The organism is Mycobacterium sp., assembly GCF_032159765.1.
Classification (GTDB): Bacteria; Actinomycetota; Actinomycetes; order Mycobacteriales; family Mycobacteriaceae; genus Mycobacterium.
On sequence record NZ_JAVHWM010000008.1, the window covers coordinates 1 to 5548 of the forward strand.

8 protein-coding genes are annotated in these 5548 nt (G+C 62.5%); 2 read left to right on the forward strand and 6 right to left on the reverse strand.

The features are described from left to right. The coding region (locus tag QOH60_RS01080; RefSeq protein ID WP_526416192.1) for an SPFH domain-containing protein at window positions 1-817 on the forward strand (817 nt) is incomplete at its 5' end. A gap of 22 nt (window positions 818-839) precedes the next feature. On the opposite strand, the gene QOH60_RS01085 is transcribed toward QOH60_RS01080, so the two are convergent. From QOH60_RS01085 to QOH60_RS01095, 3 genes are all read right to left on the reverse strand, one after another. Further along, on the reverse strand, window positions 840-1187 hold the full coding sequence (locus QOH60_RS01085; RefSeq protein WP_526416194.1) for a DUF4429 domain-containing protein: 348 nt from the start codon (window positions 1185-1187) through the stop codon (window positions 840-842). A gap of 298 nt (window positions 1188-1485) precedes the next feature. Continuing rightward, the gene (locus QOH60_RS01090; RefSeq protein ID WP_526416196.1) at window positions 1486-2436 is read right to left on the reverse strand and encodes an SDR family oxidoreductase; all 951 of its coding nucleotides are present in this window, start codon (window positions 2434-2436) and stop codon (window positions 1486-1488) included. Continuing rightward, a complete protein-coding gene (locus tag QOH60_RS01095) occupies window positions 2433-3002 on the reverse strand; it encodes a MarR family winged helix-turn-helix transcriptional regulator (RefSeq protein WP_526416198.1) in 570 nt (189 codons plus the stop codon). The genes QOH60_RS01090 and QOH60_RS01095 overlap by 4 nt, the downstream gene beginning before the upstream one ends. 387 nt (window positions 3003-3389) lie before the next feature. Here QOH60_RS01095 and QOH60_RS01100 point away from each other — a divergent pair, with 387 nt between their 5' ends. Beyond that, window positions 3390-3692 (forward strand): hypothetical protein, encoded by a 303-nt coding sequence (locus tag QOH60_RS01100; RefSeq protein ID WP_526416204.1) that lies wholly within the window; start codon window positions 3390-3392, stop codon window positions 3690-3692. 99 nt (window positions 3693-3791) lie between these two features. Here the strand turns inward: QOH60_RS01100 and QOH60_RS01105 are convergent, their stop codons facing one another. The 3 genes from QOH60_RS01105 to QOH60_RS01115 all read right to left on the reverse strand — a co-directional run. After that, entirely contained in the window at window positions 3792-4370 is a 579-nt protein-coding gene (locus QOH60_RS01105) for a site-specific integrase (protein ID WP_526416206.1), read from the reverse strand. Next, window positions 4371-4760, reverse strand: a complete 390-nt coding sequence (locus QOH60_RS01110; RefSeq protein WP_526416200.1) for a hypothetical protein — start codon at window positions 4758-4760, stop codon at window positions 4371-4373. A 301-nt stretch (window positions 4761-5061) separates the two neighbouring features. Beyond that, the coding region (locus QOH60_RS01115) for a zinc-binding dehydrogenase (protein WP_526416202.1) at window positions 5062-5548 on the reverse strand (487 nt) is incomplete at its 5' end.

Genomic DNA, 5548 nt, shown 5'->3' on the forward strand with positions numbered 1-5548 from the left:
CGTCGTCTTCCGGTTCGGCCGTGTGCAACCCGGCGTCCGCGGACCCGGTCTCACGATGTTGATTCCGATCGCCGATCGCCTCGAAAAAGTGAACATGCAGATCATCACGATGCCCGTGCCCGCCCAAGATGGCATCACCCGCGACAATGTGACCGTCCGTGTGGATGCTGTCATCTATTTCAAGGTCTCGGATCCGGTGCGTGCGGCTGTCGACGTGCAGGACTACGTGTCGGCTATTGGTCAGGTTGCACAGACATCACTGCGTTCGATCATCGGCAAGAGCAATCTGGACGACCTGCTGTCCAGCCGCGAGCATCTCAATCAGGGTTTGGAGTTGATGATCGACAGTCCCGCGCTGGGCTGGGGTGTTCAGATCGACCGTGTCGAAATCAAGGATGTAGTGCTGCCCGATTCGATGAAGCGGTCGATCGCACGGCAAGCCGAGGCGGAGCGTGAGCGACGGGCTCGGGTCATCACCGCCGAAGGCGAACTTCAGGCGTCCGAAAAGTTGGCCCAAGCAGCCGAGGTCATGGCCGAGCACCCAGCCGCGCTGCAATTGCGACTCTTGGAGACCGTCGTCGAGGTCGCCGCAGAAAAGAATTCCACATTGGTACTTCCATTCCCTGTCGAACTGCTCCGATTTCTGGAGCGCGCCACACCGCAAGCATCCGAGCGCCGGGACAAGGCCATCAGCACTGACGCGGGCGCATCGTCCAGCGGCGAAACGTTGACGTTGGAACCACCACGGGTTCCCGACGACGCCCGCGGCCTGGAACTTCACACTCGCATCGCCGAGACATTCCAGCGAGATCAGTAAACGTCCGAGACAAACCGGACAACTACTGAGCGTCTTGTGTACCGCGACACAGCATTTGCCCGGTCGTGGGTTCGACTCCGCGTGCGCGTCGTGGCGTGGACCGTCGTCGATGACGCGCCACCAAACTGGATGACGGACGCAAGCTGGTGACTGGATGAGAGCTGTCAAGAGGCATCCGTCCCAGCGTGAATTCGATATACCCATTTACCAGCATGCCGGGAGGCTTCCATTGGATCGCCTGAATCGAAGTGATGGGAATTCGCTTAGTGCCTTTGCCCACTGATGCGCGAGCAAGAAAGCCTGTCCGCTCGATGGTGACGAATCGGCCGTCGAAGTGGACTGTGCCGTTGTGTCCCTTCGCGGAGATCATGTTGGAAAGTTTGCCAGAAGGACCCCGAGCCTTGGCGCGGGACTGCGAACCCCGTAGATCCAGCCTGGGACACTGGACTAAAGAGGGGGCCACTTGCGCTTGCGTTTCTTTCGGGGCGTGACGGTGCTTTTGGCGGCACGCCCGATCTTGCCTCTGCCGGAACGCGCCTTGACGGCGAACTTCGCTCGGGCTGTTTTCTGCTTAGCGGTGGCCATTTGTGTTCCCTTCGGGTTAGCAGTTGGTGCTCAGGTCAGACTGGCGGGGTCGTAAGCGACGCGGCTGGCTGCTGCGGTTGTTGTCAGGATGACAGCGTCTGGAGGGAGATCTCCCAGAGCCGCGTCGCCGCGTCGGGGTCGAGCGCGTGGGGGGCGACGCCCTGACCGGTGCCTGGCTGGCTTGGTCCTGCTTGGTTGCAGTCTTCGAAGTAGCGGCCGCTGATTCCCTGGAGCAGCGGTGACGTCGCGAGCAGCACCGAGGTTGCGGCTCCCTGCTCTGGGGTCTTCCAGTGGAAGCTCCCGGTGTCGTCTTCGATGTGTCCGCGGGTTCGCTCCAGGTCCGCGTCGGTGATGTAGCGCTGCAGGTTGGACCGGACGGTGCCGGGCTGCAGGGCGTTGACGGTGATGCCGTCGCCTCCCCAGCGCTTGGTCGCCTCCACCGCGAAAAGCACGTTGGCGGTCTTCGATTGTGCGTAGGCGTCCCACGGCTCGTAGGCGCGGTTGAGGAAATGGATGTCGTCGAAGACCACCGGCGAGCGTAGGTGGGCTCTGGAGCTCACCGATACGACGCGGGCTCCCCCGGCGGCTGCGAGCGCGCGGTGCAGCCCGGCGGCCAGCGCGAAGTGGCCGAGATGATTCGTGGCGAACTGAAGCTCCCAGCCCTGCGGTGTGCGGGTCTGCGGGCATGCCATGACTCCGGCGTTGTTGACCAGGACGTCCAGCGGTCCGTCCCACGCGGCGACGAACGACGCGACCGATGCCGGGTCGGCGAGGTCCACTGGCGCGACCAGGATGTGGGTGTTGCCGGTGGTGGCCTCGATCTCCGAGGCGACGCGCTGTCCTGCGTCGGTGTCGCGAACCGCGAGGGTCACCTCTGCGCCGGTGGTGGCGAGTGCACGCGCGGTCTCGAGGCCGATACCGGATGCCCCACCGGTCACGATGACCCGGCTGCCGGCCAGGTCGATCCCGGCGACAACCTCGGCGGCGGTGGTTTCCCATTTGAAGGGCGTGGTGATCGGCGTGGTGACAGTCATGCTGGCTCCTTTGTGTTCGGCGGTACCGGGCGGCTGACGCGCGCCTTCATGGATGTCCTCGATGTTTGATGGTTAGCCACGCGGGCGCGGCGATCGGCGGTTCCTTGAGTGCGGGATCGGTGAGCGTCGTGGATGAGTCGGCCGATGATGGGCAGAGCCACGTGCATGGCCAGGGTCAGCGCGGCCTCGTCTTCTGCCGGCAGGCTCGTCAGCAGCTGGGCCAATAGGTGGCGCCGGTCGCGCCGCTGATCGTTCAGCGGCGCCCGTCCGGCGTCGGTGATGGCTACCAGAGCGGCCCGCCCGTCTTCGGGGTCATCGACCCGGGTCACCAGACCCTGTCGTTCCAATCGCTGAACCAGTTCGGTCATCGACGGCTGGCCGATGCCCGCCGCCGCGGCCAGCGTCGTTACCCGGACCGGTCCTTCCCGATTGAGCGTGTCCAGCACCATGGAGGTGGTCAAGTTCAGCGCTGTGCGATCGGACATGTGCCGCACCATGAGGATCGCCGCCTGCTCTAGCCCTTCGGCGATAACCTCTCGGTCGGCAACCCGGGATGACTGTTCCATACCCCATGTATACCACAGCTACATCGGTATCCGATATATCTGTGGTGACGGATGCTTCTTACCAGAGTCCATGCGTCCCGCTTGGACGACCACCTGCTGGCGCAAACGTGGATCGGTCGTTTTGGCCCGCCGGCGGTCCCCGCGACCCCCGCTGCAGGCCCGGCCTGCCTGGAATTATACTGTTGTACTGCAACAGCTCTTGCAACTCGCTTTCATCGCGCAGGTCACTGTCTGACCGAGGCATAGCGGCAGGCGTCAAAGCCGCGCGGCCACCGAATCTTGGCTCACGACTTGTAGTGGAGCCAAGCTCAAATCTAATGTCCGATACATCGGTGCAGGATGCAATAAGTTAGGAAAGGAAGATGGATCGACGGCAAGGCGATCAAAATCGCGTCGATGATCGACGAACACACCCGGCTGTCGATGGTGCACCTGGTGGAACGCTCCATCACCGCCGAGCGGCTCGTCACCGAGTTGGAAGGCGTCTTCATCGCCGCCGGCGGCCCGCCGAAGGTGCTGTGTATGGACAACAATACTGAGTTGGTTTCCCAAGCGCTGCAACAGTTTTGCGCTGGCAAGGTCGCACCGTCGCACCAGCTTGAGCTCTCTAGCCGGCAAACCCGCCGGCGAGCGTTCCGTTACGCAAGTCTTACGCAACCCCGCCTTGGTGCGTCTGACCAGCGCCGATGATTCAATCTCATGTTTTGAATGCCTTGATTCAACGAAACAGATTGAAAGACAACGGGTTTAACTGCTCAGATTGGTTTACTCAAACCTGTTGCAGCACAGCTAGGATCGGTCGAAAACGCCAGTGTGGACCCGGCCGCGGGTCGTGTATCGGTCTTGCGTCACCGAGACGTTGGTATGGCCCAGGTGGTCGGCTCCGATTCGGGCTGAGAGGCCTTCGTCGTCGATAAGGGTTGCGACGGTCTTCCGGAAGCTGTGCGTCGTTACCTCTGGCACCCCTAGGTCCTCGCGGACGGCGCGCCACTGCTTGCCGAAGTTGTTCGGATCGCGGAGCGTGCCCGCTGAGGATGGGAAGATGATCGTCTGCTCGCCGACACAGGGTGCCGCCCGGCGGATGCGCAACATGTCGGCCGCGAAGCGGGGGAGAGGAATGGTGCGGCGCCCTGCGGCCGATTTGGTGTCGTTGACACGTACTAGTCCCTTGCCGGTGACCCGCACTAGCTTGCCGGTAACGGTAAGGGTCTGTGCATCAGCATCGAAGTCAGTCCAGAACAGTGCCAACAGTTCCGAGCGCCGAAGGCCGGTTGCGATTAACAGTGTGATCGGGTCAACGAGATTCGTGATCCCGGCAGAACGGGGACGCTCCGAGCTTGCGCAACAGAGCGCGCAGTTCGTCGGCAGTCAACGCCACAGCACCCTTGGGGCGAATCTGGGCACGTAGCGGTTGGAAATCTCTCTCACCGGATTGGCGCCAAGCACGTTGGCCATGACGGCGAGCTGCAGAGCACCCCGCAAGACTGTCTTCGCCTGCTTAGCCATTGTCGCCCCGTGCGCGGTGCGCATCGACCGGAGCGCTGAATCTAGCCGCGCCGTCGATGCTTCCCCGACTCGCACGCCGCCCATGAATCTGGTGAGCTTGCCAACCGCAAATGTATAGGTAGACAGCGTGATTGGAGAGCGACCATCTTCTGTTGTCGCTTGCAGGTGCTGCTCCACCAGCACCATCACAGGCGTGTCCAGTTCGATCGCCTCGGGTCCGGAGGGAGGCCGGCGTTCGGCAAGTGCTTCCATGAGCGCATAAGCGGGCGACAAAACTTACTACACCGATGGCGATGTTGCGGGTGCGATTTCGGTTGTTGTTTGTTCACCCTTTATGAGTAGGAATGGACCGGAATAGCTCGGTCCCGTCAGGACTTAGACTGACGCGAATCCCTCTGCGCTACAGTCGAAGTCGGCTTATTTCGGGATCGCCGAGAACGCCAGGTCGATAATCCGTTGGTCGCGGGTTCGAGCCCCGCCCGCCCCACAAAGCTTTTGTCTCACGTTTGTCTGACGAAAGTGCCCAATCTTCAGCCGCCCGCTTTGCGCGCGTTCATTGTCCCGCCACTTTCAGCAGGATCTTGCCGCCACGGAGAAGATGTTGCACCGCGTCCTCGATCTGCTCCAAGGGGTACACGCCCGCCACGGGGACAACGAGGGTGCCGTCGGCCACCAGCGGTGCCGCCTCACGAATGACAGGCACCACCTTGTCGCGATAGCCGAAGTCGCCGACAAAGAATCCACGGACGGTGAGGTGCTTGGCGACCAGTGTCGAGGTGTCGACCCACATGGGTTCGTCCCTGGCCCAGGAATAGCTGACCAACCATCCACTGTCGGAAAGCAATTCGAGCAGCCGCGCCGCCCCCGGACCACCGACGGCTTCCACTGCCAGCGCCACTCGCGCGTCGCCGATCACTGCTCGAACATCGCCGACCGCATCGGCGTCGTCGACGTGGACCACGTCGGCCCCGATTGCCGTGAGCTCGGCGAACGTTGCCTCGTCACGGGCCAGGTTGATCGTCTTCAGTCCACGAAGTTTG

Excerpts from the sequence above, each read along its gene's own strand:
- QOH60_RS01090 (WP_526416196.1), bottom strand. The coding sequence starts at position 2,436 with ATGACTGTCACCACGCCGATCACCACGCCCTTCAAATGGGAAACCACC.
- QOH60_RS01095 (WP_526416198.1), bottom strand. The coding sequence starts at position 3,002 with ATGGAACAGTCATCCCGGGTTGCCGACCGAGAGGTTATCGCCGAAGGG.
- QOH60_RS01085 (WP_526416194.1), bottom strand. The coding sequence starts at position 1,187 with ATGATCTCCGCGAAGGGACACAACGGCACAGTCCACTTCGACGGCCGA.
- QOH60_RS01110 (WP_526416200.1), bottom strand. The coding sequence starts at position 4,760 with ATGGAAGCACTTGCCGAACGCCGGCCTCCCTCCGGACCCGAGGCGATC.